This window comes from Stenotrophomonas sp. Steno-C17, assembly GCF_056393165.1.
Map to the genome: position 1 here is coordinate 13,089 of NZ_JBWJPD010000010.1, position 14,581 is coordinate 27,669.

Genomic DNA, 14,581 nt, shown 5'->3' on the forward strand with positions numbered 1-14,581 from the left:
GGTTACATGCGGAACACGCCGAAGCGCGTCTGCTGCGGGGCGGCGTTCAGGCTGGCTGACAGCGCCAGAGCCAGCACACGGCGGGTATCGACCGGATCGATCACGCCGTCATCCCACAGGCGGGCACTGGCGTAGTAGGGATGGCCCTGTTGTTCGAACTGTTCGCGGATCGGCGCCTTGAATGCATCTTCTTCTTCGGCCGGCCACTGGCCGCCCTTGGCTTCGATGCCATCGCGCTTCACCGTGGCCAGCACGCTGGCGGCCTGCTCGCCGCCCATCACGCCGATGCGTGCGTTGGGCCACATCCACAGGAAGTTGGGCGAATAGGCACGGCCACACATGCCGTAGTTGCCGGCACCGAATGAGCCACCGATCACCACGGTGAACTTGGGCACCTTGGCGCAGGCCACCGCCATCACCAGCTTGGCCCCATCCTTGGCGATGCCGCCCTGTTCGTACTTGCGGCCAACCATGAAACCGGTGATGTTCTGCAGGAACACCAGCGGGATGTTGCGCTGGGTGCACAGTTCGATGAAGTGCGCGCCTTTCAGGGCCGATTCGGAGAACAGAATGCCGTTGTTGGCGATGATGCCGATCGGGTAGCCGTTCAGATGGGCAAAGCCGGTGACCAGGGTGGCGCCGTAGCGCGGTTTGAATTCATCGAAACGCGAGCCGTCCACCAGGCGCGCGATCACTTCGCGCACGTCGTAGGGCTTGCGCGTATCGGCGGGAATCACGCCATACAGTTCCTGCGCGGGCAGCAGCGGTTCTTCGGGTGCCTGCACGGCCATCGCCGGTTCCGGCTTGCGCCAGTTCAGCTGGGCGATGATCGCGCGGACCCGTGCCAGCGCCTGCAGGTCGTTGTCGGCCATGTGGTCGGCCACGCCGGAAATGCGCGTGTGCACGTCGGCGCCGCCCAGTTCTTCGGCGCTCACCACCTCGCCGGTGGCAGCCTTCACCAGCGGCGGACCGCCCAGGAAGATCGTGCCCTGTTCGCGCACGATCACCGTTTCATCGCTCATGGCCGGCACGTAGGCACCACCGGCGGTGCAGCTGCCCATCACGCAGGCGATCTGCGGAATGCCCTGCGCCGACAGGTTGGCCTGGTTGTAGAAGATGCGGCCGAAATGATCGCGGTCGGGGAAGACTTCGTCCTGCAGCGGCAGGAAGGCGCCGCCCGAATCGACCAGGTAGATGCAGGGCAGGCGGTTCTGCTCGGCCACTTCCTGTGCGCGCAGATGCTTCTTCACCGTGACCGGGTAGTAGGTGCCGCCCTTCACCGTGGCGTCGTTGGCCACGATCACGCACTCCACGCCACTCACCCGGCCGATGCCGGCCACCACGCCCGCCGCGGGCACGGCATCGTCATACATGCCGTGCGCGGCCAGCGGCGCGATCTCCAGGAAGGCGCTGCCCGGGTCGAGCAGGGCGTCGATGCGGTCGCGCACCAGCAGCTTGCCGCGCGCGGTGTGCTTGGCGCGTGCCGCCTCGCTGCCGCCCAGCGCGGTGCGCGCCAGGGTGGCGTGCAGATCGTCGACCACGGCCTGCATGGCCGCGCGGTTGCTTTCAAACGTGTCGCTGCCCGGTTGCAGCTGGGTGTTCAGTACGGTCATCGCAGTGGCCTTACAGGGTGCGCTGGAACAGTTCGCGGCCGATCAGCATGCGGCGGATTTCCGAGGTGCCGGCGCCGATTTCATACAGCTTGGCGTCGCGCCACAAACGGCCGGTCGGGTATTCGTTGATGTAGCCGTTGCCGCCCAGGATCTGGATTGCCTGGCCGGTCAGCCAGGTGGCCTTTTCGGCGGCATACAGAATGGCGCCGGCGGCATCCTGGCGGGTGGTGCGGCCCTGGTCACAGGCGCGCGCCACCGCGTATACGTAGGCGCGGCAGGCGCCCAGGCCCACGTACATGTCGGCGATCTTGGCCTGGATCAGCTGGAAGCTGCCGATCGCCTCGCCGAACTGGTGGCGCTCGTGCACGTAGGGCATCACCACGTCCATGGCCGCGGCCATCAGGCCCAGCGGACCGCCGGACAGCACCACGCGCTCGTAATCCAGGCCGGACATCAGCACGCGCACGCCGCCGCCAATGGCGCCCAGCACGTTCTCTTCGGGCACTTCGCAATCCTGGAACACCAGTTCACAGGTGGGCGAGGAGCGCATGCCCAGCTTGTCCAGCTTCTGCGCGGTGGAAAAGCCCTTCATGCCCTTTTCCACCAGGAAGGCGGTGATGCCCTTGGCGCCGGCCTCCATGTCGGTCTTGGCGTAGACCACCAGCACGTCGGCATCGGGGCCGTTGGTGATCCACATCTTGTTGCCGTTCAGCACGTAGCGGTCGCCGCGCTTGTCCGCGCGCAGCTTCATCGACACCACGTCCGAACCGGCGCCCGGCTCGCTCATCGCCAGCGCACCCACCTTGGCACCGCTGCACAGGTCGGGCAGGAAGCGCTGCTTCTGTTCCTCGCTGCCGTTCTTGCGCAGCTGGTTCACGCACAGGTTGGAGTGCGCACCGTAGGACAGGCCGATGCCACCCGAAGCGCGCGAGATCTCTTCCATCGCCACCACGTGGGCCAGGTAGCCCATGCCGGTGCCGCCGTATTCTTCTTCCACGGTCAGGCCCAGCAGGCCCTGTTCGCCCAGCTTCGGCCACAGTGCCAGCGGGAACTGGTTGCTGGCATCGGCCTCGGCGGCGAGCGGAGCGACCTCGGCGGCGGCAAAATGGGCCACGCTCTGGCGCAGCAGGTCGATCTCTTCACCAAGATCGAAATTCAGGGATGGCACGTGCATTGCGGTGGCTCCACGAGGGAAGGTGGGGAATGGACGCACCCGTGAAGGGGGAGCGGGGCCTGTTGAAGGCAGGCCCCGCACGGGCGATTCGGGCCCAGCGTAGCGGGGTTCGATGAAGAAGTGAATACAAATTCAAAAATTGAAACTAGAATCAGAACATGGCCTACAAACGCTCTGCATTGATGGAAGAACGCCTGGCCGGGGCCCGTGAACGGATCCTGCTGGCCACCCGTGCGCTGGTGGCCGCTGGCGGCTGGCGCAACGCCCCGGTGACCGCCGTGGCGACCCAGGCCGGCATGTCCACCGGGCTGATCTACCGGCATTTCCCGTCCAAGGCCGACCTGTTCGTGGAAGTACTGAACGCGGCCGTGGCCCATGAAGTGGCGATCATGGAGCGCATTGCCGCCGAGCCGGGCCGGGTGGGCGAGCGCCTGCGCCTGGCCATCACTGCCTTCGTGCGCCGCGCCCTGGCCGGCCCGGGCTTGGCCCATGCTTTCATCGTCGAGCCGGTGGACCCGGACGTGGAAGCCGAGCGCATGCGCGGGCGCCGCGCCTTCGGCGATGTGTTCCTGCGCCTGTTGGAAGAAGGCGTGGCCAGCGGCGAACTGCCGGCGCAGGACACCCATGCCGCCGCCGCCTGCCTGGTGGGGGCGTTCACCGAAGCGATGGTCGGCCCCACCGCGCCCAGCCGCGAGGCACACCGCGACGAAGACGCACTGGTGGACGCGATCTGCAGCTTCTGCCTGCGCGCCGTCGGCGCCCCGCTCTTGTAGGGTCGAGCCATGCTCGACTGCTCTTGCTCGACGGTTTCTGCCGCGCTGCTTGGCAAACGCAGTCGAGCATGGCTCGACTCTACAAAGGCGAGGCGGCCGCGGCCGCATGTTGCGCCGCACCAGCACGGGCGCCTGTTGTCGCGTGCGAAGCGCGTTCTATACTCGCCCCTACACGCAGTCGCTCAGCCGTGGTCCCACGACTACCAGCCAGGGGTAACGAAGAGTGCGGAATTACGATCTGGAGTTCCTGAAACGCTTTTCCATGGTGATCGCGCTGTTGGCTGCCATCACTCTGGGCCTGATCCTGCTGGCCGCGTACATCCACACGCGTATTCCGCCTGAAGTGTCGCCCACCGCCGCCAAGCGCACCGAACAGCGCATCGCACCGACCGGTGCGGTGTACGCCGGCAGCACCGGCGCGGCCGCGCAGGCCGCGGCCAAGGCTGCCGCGCTGGCCAAGGCCGCCGCCCAGGTGGCCTATGGCGGCACCACCGATGGCAAGGTCATCTTCGACAACCTGTGCACCGCCTGCCACACCACCGGTGTCGGCCAGGCCCCCACCCTGGACCACGCGCATTGGGACCAGCGCCTGGCCCAGGGCAAGGACACCCTCTACAAGCACGCCATCGAGGGCTACACCGGCCCGGATGGCGGCATCATGCCGCCCAAGGGCGGGAACCCGGCGCTGACCGAGGAGCAGATCCACGCCACCGTGGACTGGATGCTGGGCAACCTGAAGTAGCCGGCGAACGGCCGAACGGCCGAACTGGCGAACGGGCGAACGGGCGAACTGGCGAACGGGCGAACGGGCGAACGGGCGAACGGGTGAACGGGTGAACGGTAGAGTCGACTGTTAGTCGACTGCTCTTCCCGAAGCCAGCGAAACGCCCGCGCTGCGCGCGATAGTCGACTGACAGTCGACTCTACCCGCCGGGTGCCCCGACGGCCCCGGGCGGCCCCCGACCGCCCGGCTTGCCCCCGTCGTACCCCCACCGGCTTTGCCGGCCAAGGCCAAAACCGCGCGCGTCGCGGGGGTTTCGCATTTCAGGGTTAGTCTGTGCGCCTCAATTCATGGAGTCGTGAGTCGATGCGCCGCCGTTCCCTCGCCCTTGCTCTGTCCCTGTTGCTGCCGGCCGCTGCGTTCGCCCAGGCCCAGCCGCAGGCCACGCCGGCTCCGGCCGCCAGCCCGGCCCCGCGCAGCAGCGCCACCGTGGTGCTTACCGCGGCACCGGCCGACTGGCGCACCCTGCAGGGCCAGCACGTGCGCATCGCCGCGCCGCTCACCCTGGCCGGCACCGACGGCCTGGAACGCTTCGGCGAGCTGACCGTGGCCTTCGATGGCCGCCTGTGGCAGCCCAGCGAAGTGGCCGCACCGGGTACCGCGGGCAGTGAGCAGGTGATGGCCGACAACCAGCGCCGCCGCCTGCTGCTGGACGACGGCAGCGATGCCCGCGACCCCGGCAGCGTGGCCTACCTGCCGGGCAATCCGGTGCTGCGCACCGGCATGCAGCTGCGCAACGTGGAGGGCACCGTGCGCGTGGACGCGCAGGGCCGCGCCCGCCTGCAGGTGGACGGCACATTGCAGGTGCCGGAACTGCAGCGCCCGGCCGTGCCGCAGGTGCCGGGCAGCCTGCACATCGCCGCGTTCAATCTGGAAAACTTCTTCAACGGCGACGGCCAGGGCGGCGGCTTCCCGACCCTGCGCGGCGCGCGCACGCTGGACGAACACAAGGCACAGGTGGCCAAGCTGGTGGCCACCATCAGCGCCCTGGACACCGATATCGCCGCGCTGATGGAACTGGAAAACGACGGCTACGGTCCGCACTCGGCCATCGCCGAACTGGTGGACGCGCTCAACGCCGCCCTGCCCGCCACGCAGCACTGGGCGTTCGTTGACGCCGGCGAAGGCCCGGGCAGCAATCCGATCCGGGTCGGCATCATCTACAGGCGCGGTGCGTTCAAGCCGCTGGGCCGACCGCTGACCAAGGTCGATGGCCCGTTCGCCGAACACAGCCGCGCGCCGTTGGCGCAGGCCTTCCAGGGCAGGGGTGCGACGTTCATGGTGGTGGCCAACCACTTCAAGTCGAAGGGCTGCCGCGATGCCAGCGCTGCCGACGCCGACCAGAACGATGGGCAGGGCTGCTGGAACGCCACCCGCGTGGAATCGGCGCGCCAGCTCAACCAGTGGGTGAACGCCGAAGCCGCACGCCTGAAGGTGAAGGACATCGTGCTGCTGGGCGACTTCAATGCCTACGCGATGGAAGACCCGATCCGCACCCTGCACGACCTGGGCTGGCAGGATGCGTTCAAGGTGGCCAAGGTCGAGCACCCCTACAGCTACGTCTACAACGGCTACAGCGGCCGCCTCGACCACGCGCTGCTGAGCGCCAGCATGGCCCAGCGCCTGGCCGGCGCCGCCGAATGGCACAGCAATGCCGACGAGCAGGATGCCAGCGGCTACCAGGGCCGCAACGTGCAGGGCCCGTGGCGCAGTTCCGACCACGACCCGCTGCTGCTGGGCTTCGATAAATAAGGTTCGCCGGGGCACGCCCGGCGGCTTTCTGTAGAGTCGAGCCATGCTCGACTGCTTTGGGGAGACGCAGGGGTCAGAGCCCATTCCGTTGGAATGGGATCCGACCCCGGCGCGTGCCTCAGCCCCAGGCGATCAAGCCGATCGCCAGCACCGCCAGCGCCAGGCCGGCGCGGTTCCACTTCGTGGTGGCCTCGCCGAAGGCAAACACACCCACCAGCGCGCCCAGCACCACCACGCCGATGTTCATGCCGGCGAACACCGTGGCCGGGCTGTCCGGCATCGACTGGTGCGCGTGCACGTAGAAAAGAATGTTGCCGCCGTTGAGCAGGCCCAGCAGCGCCCCGGCGCCGAGGTTGCGCCACGCCAGCCGGCTGCGGCCGCTGTAGTGCCGCCACAGCTGCAGCGCCAGCATCAGCACGAAGGCCACGCTGAAGCTGGCCAGCACCGCCGCCATCGATGGCGTACCGGACAGCGCCACCTGCTTCAGCAGCACGTCGACCACCGCAAACCCGCCCCATACCCCCAGCAGCCAGCCCCAGCCGCCGGGCGAGGCCGCCACGGCCGGCCCACGCGGGCGCAGGCTGATCGCCACCATCGCGACCAGACCCAGCGCCAGCCCGGCCAGCTTCCACGGCGTGGCGGTCTGGCCGAAGAACAGGAAGGCCGCGGCGAGTGACAGCAGCAGCGACAGGCGCTGCGCCACATCGCTGCGCACGATGCCGGCCACCGCCACCGCGCGGCCCAGCACCAGGAAGATGGTCGGCAGCACCACCGCCAGCGCCAGCAGCGCGCCCCACGGCGCATGCGGCGCGCGCAGGGCATCCAGTGGCGGCTGCAGCACGACGGCGGTCAGGGTGGCGGCCACCAGGTAGTTCCAGGTGACCATCTGCGGCACGTCCAGCGCGCGCCGGCCGGCCAGCTTCAACAGCACCGACACCAGCACGCTGCAGATCACAGCCAGGGACAGGTAGAGCATGGGGCAGGCACAGGGCAGGGGCGGGGGACGGTATCATGTTGCCATGCGCAATCCCTCGTTCCCCGTTGCTCCCGGCGAAACCGCCTGTCTTGAACTGGACGGCCCGGCCGGTCCGCTGGAAGTGGTGGTCGACCTGCCCAAGGCCGACGTGCCGGCGCAGCCGATCGTGGCCATCGTCTGCCACCCGCTGTCCACCGAAGGTGGCACCCTGCACAACAAGGTGGTGACCATGACCGCCACCACCCTGCGCGAGCAGGGCATCGCCACGGTGCGCTTCAACTTCCGCAGCGTGGGCGGTTCGGCCGGCGACTTCGACCATGGCAACGGCGAACAGGACGACCTGAAGGCCGTCGCCGCCTGGGTGCGCAGCCAGCGCCCGCAGGATCGCCTGTGGCTGGCCGGCTTCAGCTTCGGGTCGTTCGTTTCGCTGAAGGCGGCAGGTGAGCTGCAGCCGGAGGCGCTGATCTCGATCGCACCGCCGGCTGGCCGCTGGGATTTCGACGGCGTGCAGCCGCCGGCGCGTTGGCTGGTCATCCAGGGCGAACAGGATGAAATCGTCGACCCGCAGGCGGTCTACCAGTGGCTGGACACCCTGGGCGCACCGCATGAGCTGGTGCGCATGCCCGACACCAGCCACTTCTTCCACCGCAAGCTGATCGACCTGCGCGGCGCGCTCACCCACGGGGTGAAGCACTGGCTGGGCGCGGCGGCATGAACGAGGCGGTGCAGACCCCCTCGCAGCGCTATGCCGCCGGCGTGGCCCGCGGCGACTGGCAGAACGACCCGGCCCAGCACGCGGCGCTGGCCGAGCTGGACCGGATCCACCTGGGCCTGCTGGACAGTGCCGAAGACGGCTGGCTGGACCGCCTGTCCTCGTTCTGGAAGAAGCCCGAGCCGGTGAAGGGCCTGTACTTCTGGGGCGGCGTGGGGCGCGGCAAGACCTTCCTGGTGGACCTGTTCTACGACGGCCTGCCGATCAAGCAGAAGTACCGCACCCACTTCCACCGCTTCATGCGCAGCGTGCACGAGCGCCTGCGCGAGCACCAGGGGCAGAGCGACCCGCTGGCGAAGATCGCCCAGGAATGGCGCAGCAACCTGCGCGTGCTGGTGCTGGACGAGTTCTTCGTGACCGACATCGGCGATGCCATGCTGCTGGCGCGGCTGCTGGAGCGCCTGTTCGCCGAGGGCGTGACCCTGGTCACCACCTCCAACACCGCGGTGGAGAACCTGTACCTGAACGGCCTGCAGCGCGAGAGCTTCATGCCGGCCATCGGCCTGCTGCAGCGCTTCTGCGTGGAGCTGTATGCCGAAGGCACCGAGGACTACCGCATGCGCGCGCTGACCCGTTCGCCGGTGTACCGCGCGCCGCTGGCGGCTGACAGCGATCAGTGGCTGGGCAGCCGCTGGGGCGAGCTGAGCGGTGGGCAGGCGGCCAAGGCCGGCAACATCGAGATCGAGGGCCGCAAGATTCCGGTGCGGGCCCGGGGCAAGAGCATTGCCTGGTTCGATTTCGCCGCCCTGTGCGAAGGCCCGCGCGGCCCGTCCGATTACATCGAGATCGCACACGAGTTCAACACGGTGCTGCTGGGCGGCATTCCCGCCTTCGACCGCCTGAACGAAGATGCCGCGCGCCGCTTCGTGAACCTGATCGACGAACTGTACGACCGCCACGTCAACCTGGTCTGCACCGCCAGCACCTCGCCCATCGAGCTGTACAGCGGCCAGCGCCTGCAGGGCGCCTTCGAGCGCACCGCCTCGCGCCTGATCGAAATGCAGAGCGCCGAGTACCTGGGCACCCCGCACCGGGCGTAAGCCGTGGCGCGGGCCGGCCCCGCTCGGCCCCGACCGACCCACCCCGACCGGCCCTGGCCACCCGGCTTCGTAGAGTCGAGCTTGCTCGACTGCTCCTGGCACCGCGCGGAAAGCAGTCGAGCAAGCTCGACTCTACGGTTCCCGGCGCGCCATACCGGCTTGCCCACCACCTATCCACAGGGTTGTCCCTAGCCAGCTTCATCACTGTCATGTGAAGCTGTCATTGTTCCGTTTGCGCAGCACGTTGTACCGCCCTTGTGACGCCTTTCGGGCTTGACTGCGCAGCCGCTTCCGGCAGGTCCGAAGCGTCTAAACGCGGCGCCGACGGCATGATCCTTGCGCCGCAAGGGATTACCAGATTTCACTACATTTGGCGTTGACGGCCCCCTCTACCCCCACTATCTTGTGGCCGTCGGTCGCAGCGACCCCAAGTGCCGGGGTCCCCGGCAGTACCGTTCCGCGACCGTCACCGGCAGTGGCAGGCGCAGGGTCTCAATCCCTGCGACGCCCTCCTGCCACTCTGGGGCGTCAGGTCCCAGGTCGCGTCACCCGATGCATCGAGCACCCCCAATCACGCCAAGAGGACACACGCCGTGACCACCGAACCCAGCGCCACCATCGAAAAGGAAAGCGAATTCCTGTTGACGTCGCCGCCGACGTCCAACGCGATGAGCGTGACCAAGCGCAATGGCACGACCGAGCTGGTGGATCTGAACAAGATCGTGCGCGCGGTGCAGCGTTCCTCCGAAGGCCTGCACGCGGTCGATCCGATGCGTGTGGCCACCCGTACCATTTCCGGCCTGTACAACGGCGCCACCACCCGCGAACTGGACGAACTGTCCATCCGCACCGCCGCCCTGCTGATCGGTGAAGAGCCCGAGTACGGCCGCCTTGCGGCGCGCCTGCTGGCCAACTACATCGCCAAGGAAGTGTCGGGCCAGGAAATCTACGCCTTCTCGCAGTCGGTCAGCCGTGGCCACGAAGTGGGCCTGATCAACGATCGCCTGCTGAACTTCGTGCAGACCAACGCGCGCAAGCTCAACGATGCCATCGACATCTCGCTGGACCTGAACTTCGATTACTTCGGCCTGCGTACCCTGTACGACCGCTACCTGCTGCGCCACCCGCACACCCGCAAGGTGATCGAGACCCCGCAGCAGTTCTTCCTGCGTATCGCCAGCGCGCTGAGCGAGGACGTGTCCGAGACCCTGGCGCTGTACAAGCGCATGGGCAACCTGGACTACCTGCCGTCCAGCCCGACCCTGTTCAACTCCGGCACCACCCACGAGCAGCTGTCCTCGTGCTTCCTGCTGGATTCGCCGCAGGACTCGCTGGAATCGATCTATTCCAAGTACGGCGACATCGCCCAGCTGTCCAAGTTCTCCGGCGGCATCGGCGTCAGCTACACCCGCGTGCGTTCGCGTGGTTCGCTCATCAAGTCCACCAATGGCCATTCCAACGGCATCGTGCCGTGGCTGAAGACCATGGATTCGTCGGTGGCTGCGGTGAACCAGGGTGGCAAGCGCAAGGGCGCGGCCTGCGTGTACCTGGAAACCTGGCACGCCGACATCGAGGACTTCCTGGAGCTGCGTGACAACACCGGTGACGAAGCCCGCCGTACCCACAACCTGAACCTGGCCAACTGGGTGCCGGACCTGTTCATGAAGCGCGTCGAGGCCGACCAGGAATGGTCGCTGTTCGATCCGCGCGTCGTGCCGGAGTTCACCGACCTGTTCGGTGAAGCCTTCGAGCAGGCCTACGTGCAGGCCGAAGCGCAGGGCAAGGCCAACCGCACCATCTCGGCGCGCAAGCTGTACGCCCGCATGATGCGTACCCTGGCCGAGACCGGCAACGGCTGGATGACCTTCAAGGACAAGTGCAACCGCGCCAGCAACCAGACCCTGCGCCCGGGCAACGTGATCCACCTGTCCAACCTGTGCACGGAAATCCTGGAAGTCACGTCCAACGATGAAACCGCGGTGTGCAACCTGGGTTCGATCAACCTGGGCAACCACTTCGACGAGCACAACGAGTTCGACTTCGAGAAGCTGGCCGAGACCGTGCGCCTGGCCGTGCGCCAGCTCGACCGCGTGATCGACCTGAACTTCTACCCGATCGAAACCGCCCGCCGCGCCAACCTGCGCTGGCGCCCGGTCGGCCTGGGCTGCATGGGCCTGCAGGACGTGTTCTTCCGCAAGCGCCTGCCGTTCGACAGCGCCGAAGCCCGCGCCCTGTCGAAGAAGATCGCCGAAACGATCTACTTCCACGCCCTGGAAACCTCCTCGGAGCTGGCCCAGGAACGCGGCAAGCACCCGTCGTTCAACGACACCCGTGCCGCCAGCGGCGAACTGCAGTTCGACGCCTGGAACGTGGTGCCCGAAGATACCGCCCGCTGGGACGCCCTGCGCGAGCGCATCAAGGAACACGGCCTGCGCAACTCGCTGATGATCGCGATTGCCCCGACCGCCACCATTGCCTCGATCGCCGGCTGCTACGAGTGCGTGGAACCGCAGGTTTCCAACCTGTTCAAGCGCGAAACCCTGTCCGGTGACTTCCTGCAGGTCAACCGCTACCTGGTGAACGAGCTGAAGAAGCTGGGCCTGTGGACCGCCGACATGCGCGATGCCATCAAGCTGGCCGAAGGTTCCATTGCCGGCGTGGCGCAGATTCCCGAAGCCCTGCGCCAGGTCTACCGCACCGCATGGGAACTGCCGATGCGTTCGCTGATCGACATGGCCGCCGAGCGTGGCGCCTTCATCGATCAGTCGGCCTCGCTCAACCTGTTCATGGAAAGCCCGAACATCGGTGCGATGTCGTCCATGTACATGTACGCGTGGAAGCAGGGCGTCAAGACCACCTACTACCTGCGCTCGCGTCCGGCCACCAAGATCGCCAAGACCACGGTCAGCACGTACACCCCGACCGAAGCGGTGGCCTGCTCGCTGGAAAACCCAGAAGCCTGCGAGGCGTGCCAATAAGAGCGGCCGTGCCGGCTTCTGGCCGGCACGCCCCTCTGTAGCGTCGAGCCATGCTCGACTGCACCACGGAAACACCAAGGTAGCGCCGGGCCATGCCCGGCGTTTTGACCCGAGAATTCAAGGAAACACCCATGGCCGACAAGCCCAAGCAGATGCTGCTCGATCCCGGTTTTGAACTGACCCTGCGCCCGATGCGCTACCCGCAGTTCTATGACATGTACCGGAACGCGATCAAGAACACCTGGACGGTGGAAGAGATCAACTTCCAGATCGACATCACCGACCTGCACAGCAAGATGTCGCCGGGTGAGCGCCACCTGATCCACCGCCTGGTTGCGTTCTTCGCCACCGGCGATTCGATCGTGTCCAACAACCTGGTGCTGAACCTGTACCAGCACTTGAACGCGCCCGAAGCGCGCATGTACCTGTCGCGCCAGCTGTACGAAGAAGCGCTGCACGTGCAGTTCTACCTGACCCTGCTCGACAACTACCTGCCGGACCCGGAAGAGCGCGTCAAAGCCTTCGCCGCGGTGGAGAACATCGACTCGATCAAGAAGAAGGCCGATTTCTGCTTCAAGTGGATCGACTCGATCCAGGACCTCAAGCGCATCGAGACCCGTGCCGAGCGCCGCCAGTTCCTGCTGAACCAGATCTGCTTCGCCGCGTGCATCGAAGGCCTGTTCTTCTTCGCCGCCTTCGCCTACGTGTACTACTTCCGTTCGCGCGGCCTGCTGCCGGGCCTGGCCTCGGGCACCAACTGGGTGTTCCGCGACGAGAGCGCGCACATGGACTTCGCGTTCGAATCGGTGCGCGTGGTGCGTGAGGAAGAGCCGGACCTGTTCGACGAGGAAATGAAGCAGCAGGTCTATGACATGCTGGCCGAAGCCATCGAGTGCGAAGTGCAGTTCGCCGAGGACGTGCTGTCCGGCGGCGTGGCCGGCATTTCCACCCGCGACATGCGCCAGTACCTGCAGCACTGTGCCGACCAGCATTTCGCCAAGCTGGGCATGGAAAAGAAGTACAACGTGCGCAACCCGCTGCCGTTCATGGAACTGCAGGACGTGCAGGAACTGACCAACTTCTTCGAACGCCGCGTCTCGGCCTACCAGGTGGGCGTGCAGGGCGAAGTCGCCTTCGACATGAACTTCTGATCGAAGCGGTCACCCCGGTTGCAACGAAGAACCCCGGCCAATGCCGGGGTTTTTCGCTTTTGTAGAGTCGAGCCATGCTCGACTAACTCTACCAAGGCCCCGGTCTTACAATTGCCGCACCCCCACACCCTGGCCACCGCCATGACCCCCATCGTCGAAACCGTGCCGCCCATTGAAGTGCGCATGGCCGAAATCGTCTTCCCCAACCACACCAACCACATGGGCACCCTGTTCGGTGGCCAGGCGCTGGCCTGGATGGACAAGGCCGCCTTCCTGGCCGCCGCCCGCTATTCGCGCCGCACCGTGGTGACCGCGCGCAGCGACCAGGTCGATTTCAAGCTGCCCATCCGTATCGGCCAGATGGTGGAAACCATCGGTCGCATCGTCGAAGTCGGCCGCAGTTCGATGAAGGTCGAGGTGGAGCTGATTGCCGAAGACCTGCACAGCGGTGAGCGCAAGCTGTGCACGCGCGGCCACTTCGTGATGATCGCGCTGGGCGAAGACGGTCAGCCGACCGCCGTGCCGCGCCTGCCCGAGGCCGTCTGAACCGGCGCTTGCGGGGGCGCCGCCGCGCCCCCATCTGCTGGGCATGACCCTGCCGCTGACCGACTTCATCGACCGCGCCCGGCGCCTGTTCGTGCTCACCGGCGCCGGCTGCAGCACCGCCTCGGGCATTCCCGATTACCGGGATACCGACGGCCAGTGGAAGCGCACGCCGCCGGTGACCTACCAGGCCTTCATGGGCGAGGCCGCCACCCGCCAGCGCTACTGGGCGCGCAGCCTGCTGGGCTGGCCGCGCTTCGGCCTGGCCCTGCCCAACGGCACCCACCAGGCGCTGGCGGCGCTGGAAGCGCGTGGCACGCTGCAGGTGCTGCTGACCCAGAACGTGGACGGCCTGCACCAGCGTGCCGGCAGCACGAACGTGATCGATCTGCACGGTCGGCTGGACCTGGTGCGCTGCATGGGCTGCGAGCGCCGCAGCGGGCGCGAGGATTTCCAGCAGCGCCTGCTGGACGCCAACCCCGGCTGGGACGCGCTGGAGGCCGGCATCGCCCCCGATGGCGATGCGGATCTGGAGACCGATTTTTCCGCGTTCGTGGTACCGGACTGCCCGTACTGCGGCGGCCTGCTGAAGCCAGATGTCGTCTTCTTCGGCGAAAACGTGCCGCGCGAACGGGTAGCGGCGGTGCATGAGCACCTGCAGCAGGCCGATGCGGTGCTGGTGGTGGGCTCCTCGCTGATGGTCTATTCCGGCTTCCGCTTCGTCCAGGCCGCGGCCCGGGCCGGGTTGCCGGTGGCGGCGCTGAACCGCGGTCGCACCCGCGCCGACGACCTGCTGCAGTTCAAGGATGAACGCGATTGCGCCAAGGCCCTGGCCGGCTTCGTCAGCGGGTATCCGGCCCGGTAGAGTCGACTGTCAGTCGACTATCGCGCGCAGCGCGGGGCGTTCAGCCGTACCGCCAGGAGCAGTCGACTGACAGTCGACTCTACCGTCCACCCGCCCCCGCGAAACAGCGATCCATCCAGACGGTTGATCCGCAGGCCGTGCAGCGGTGCAATACGCACCCCCT

Annotated in this window: 12 protein-coding genes; 9 read left to right on the forward strand and 3 right to left on the reverse strand. The window is 67.0% G+C overall.

Annotated elements, in window-relative coordinates; all coding sequences use genetic code 11:
- Window positions 1-2: 2 nt before the first annotated feature.
- Together AC06FA_RS10590 and AC06FA_RS10595 are read right to left on the reverse strand one after the other, a co-directional pair.
- Complete coding sequence (locus AC06FA_RS10590; protein WP_312709962.1) at window positions 3-1,613, reverse strand: carboxyl transferase domain-containing protein; 1,611 nt, start codon at window positions 1,611-1,613, stop codon at window positions 3-5.
- Between the two features lie 10 nt (window positions 1,614-1,623).
- Window positions 1,624-2,787: an isovaleryl-CoA dehydrogenase gene (locus AC06FA_RS10595; protein WP_478068248.1), complete on the reverse strand. Its 1,164-nt coding sequence runs from the start codon at window positions 2,785-2,787 to the stop codon at window positions 1,624-1,626.
- A gap of 158 nt (window positions 2,788-2,945) precedes the next feature.
- On the opposite strand from AC06FA_RS10595, the gene AC06FA_RS10600 reads away from it, so the two are divergent.
- The 3 genes from AC06FA_RS10600 to AC06FA_RS10610 all read left to right on the forward strand — a co-directional run bounded on the left by AC06FA_RS10600 (window position 2,946) and on the right by AC06FA_RS10610 (window position 6,093).
- Window positions 2,946-3,560 carry a TetR/AcrR family transcriptional regulator gene (locus AC06FA_RS10600; RefSeq protein WP_478068249.1) on the forward strand — a complete coding sequence of 205 codons (615 nt, stop codon included), beginning with the start codon at window positions 2,946-2,948 and terminating at the stop codon, window positions 3,558-3,560.
- Between the two features lie 223 nt (window positions 3,561-3,783).
- Complete coding sequence (locus AC06FA_RS10605) at window positions 3,784-4,302, forward strand: c-type cytochrome (protein WP_108755108.1); 519 nt, start codon at window positions 3,784-3,786, stop codon at window positions 4,300-4,302.
- A gap of 345 nt (window positions 4,303-4,647) precedes the next feature.
- Window positions 4,648-6,093, forward strand: a complete 1,446-nt coding sequence (locus AC06FA_RS10610) for an ExeM/NucH family extracellular endonuclease (protein ID WP_478068250.1) — start codon at window positions 4,648-4,650, stop codon at window positions 6,091-6,093.
- 118 nt (window positions 6,094-6,211) lie between these two features.
- On the opposite strand, the gene AC06FA_RS10615 is transcribed toward AC06FA_RS10610, so the two are convergent.
- The gene (locus tag AC06FA_RS10615; protein ID WP_478068251.1) at window positions 6,212-7,069 is read right to left on the reverse strand and encodes an EamA family transporter; all 858 of its coding nucleotides are present in this window, start codon (window positions 7,067-7,069) and stop codon (window positions 6,212-6,214) included.
- Between the two features lie 43 nt (window positions 7,070-7,112).
- Here AC06FA_RS10615 and AC06FA_RS10620 point away from each other — a divergent pair, with 43 nt between their 5' ends.
- The 6 genes from AC06FA_RS10620 to AC06FA_RS10645 all read left to right on the forward strand — a co-directional run bounded on the left by AC06FA_RS10620 (window position 7,113) and on the right by AC06FA_RS10645 (window position 14,418).
- Window positions 7,113-7,784, forward strand: a complete 672-nt coding sequence (locus AC06FA_RS10620; protein ID WP_312709968.1) for an alpha/beta hydrolase — start codon at window positions 7,113-7,115, stop codon at window positions 7,782-7,784.
- A complete protein-coding gene (gene zapE / locus AC06FA_RS10625) occupies window positions 7,781-8,881 on the forward strand; it encodes a cell division protein ZapE (protein WP_478068252.1) in 1,101 nt (366 codons plus the stop codon). Before AC06FA_RS10620 ends, zapE begins: the two co-directional genes overlap by 4 nt.
- Window positions 8,882-9,474: 593 nt before the next feature.
- Entirely contained in the window at window positions 9,475-11,859 is a 2,385-nt protein-coding gene (locus tag AC06FA_RS10630) for a ribonucleoside-diphosphate reductase subunit alpha (RefSeq protein ID WP_478068253.1), read from the forward strand.
- Window positions 11,860-11,990: 131 nt separating this feature from the next.
- Window positions 11,991-13,010: a ribonucleotide-diphosphate reductase subunit beta gene (locus tag AC06FA_RS10635; protein WP_049433139.1), complete on the forward strand. Its 1,020-nt coding sequence runs from the start codon at window positions 11,991-11,993 to the stop codon at window positions 13,008-13,010.
- Between the two features lie 141 nt (window positions 13,011-13,151).
- The gene (locus AC06FA_RS10640; protein ID WP_049433141.1) at window positions 13,152-13,556 is read left to right on the forward strand and encodes an acyl-CoA thioesterase; all 405 of its coding nucleotides are present in this window, start codon (window positions 13,152-13,154) and stop codon (window positions 13,554-13,556) included.
- 43 nt (window positions 13,557-13,599) lie between these two features.
- Window positions 13,600-14,418, forward strand: coding sequence for an NAD-dependent protein deacetylase (locus AC06FA_RS10645; protein ID WP_478068254.1), 819 nt, complete (start codon window positions 13,600-13,602; stop codon window positions 14,416-14,418).
- Window positions 14,419-14,581: the final 163 nt, after the last annotated feature.

Coding starts and splice junctions, on each gene's coding strand:
- AC06FA_RS10590 (WP_312709962.1), bottom strand. CDS start 1,613: ATGACCGTACTGAACACCCAGCTGCAACCGGGCAGCGACACGTTTGAA.
- AC06FA_RS10595 (WP_478068248.1), bottom strand. CDS start 2,787: ATGCACGTGCCATCCCTGAATTTCGATCTTGGTGAAGAGATCGACCTG.
- AC06FA_RS10600 (WP_478068249.1), top strand. CDS start 2,946: ATGGCCTACAAACGCTCTGCATTGATGGAAGAACGCCTGGCCGGGGCC.
- AC06FA_RS10610 (WP_478068250.1), top strand. CDS start 4,648: ATGCGCCGCCGTTCCCTCGCCCTTGCTCTGTCCCTGTTGCTGCCGGCC.
- AC06FA_RS10615 (WP_478068251.1), bottom strand. CDS start 7,069: ATGCTCTACCTGTCCCTGGCTGTGATCTGCAGCGTGCTGGTGTCGGTG.
- AC06FA_RS10620 (WP_312709968.1), top strand. CDS start 7,113: ATGCGCAATCCCTCGTTCCCCGTTGCTCCCGGCGAAACCGCCTGTCTT.
- zapE (WP_478068252.1), top strand. CDS start 7,781: ATGAACGAGGCGGTGCAGACCCCCTCGCAGCGCTATGCCGCCGGCGTG.
- AC06FA_RS10635 (WP_049433139.1), top strand. CDS start 11,991: ATGGCCGACAAGCCCAAGCAGATGCTGCTCGATCCCGGTTTTGAACTG.
- AC06FA_RS10640 (WP_049433141.1), top strand. CDS start 13,152: ATGACCCCCATCGTCGAAACCGTGCCGCCCATTGAAGTGCGCATGGCC.
- AC06FA_RS10645 (WP_478068254.1), top strand. CDS start 13,600: ATGACCCTGCCGCTGACCGACTTCATCGACCGCGCCCGGCGCCTGTTC.